The organism is Virgibacillus sp. 7505 (assembly GCF_002272135.1).
Classification (GTDB): domain Bacteria; phylum Bacillota; class Bacilli; order Bacillales; family Amphibacillaceae; genus Terribacillus.
Window position 1 is genome coordinate 1 of record NZ_NPBF01000325.1, and the last position, 233, is coordinate 233.

Sequence of the window (233 nt, forward strand, 5' to 3'; positions counted from 1 at the left end):
GGAGGATGCACCGATGAATGGAGAAAACGAAAGGGGCAAGCTTGCTGAGCTAGGCCAAGAATATATTGGAAGCGACAAAAGGCAAGTCTTAATTGTTGGAGGCCAGGAAGAGAGGGGCTACGAAGCAAGTTCACTAGAGACAAGCCTCATGACAGAAAAACCGCTATACAGTGGCGGGGCCAAACAGATCGAACTCGATTATGAGGCGGTAGCCCAGTTAGGCAATTTATTAG

The 233-nt window shown here is 48.5% G+C and carries 1 protein-coding gene; it reads left to right on the forward strand.

The window, feature by feature from the left end; genetic code table 11:
* Window positions 1-13 precede the first annotated feature (13 nt).
* Window positions 14-233, forward strand: a 220-nt coding sequence (locus CHH91_RS20770) for a hypothetical protein (protein WP_176465886.1), incomplete at its 3' end; no start/stop codon positions are given.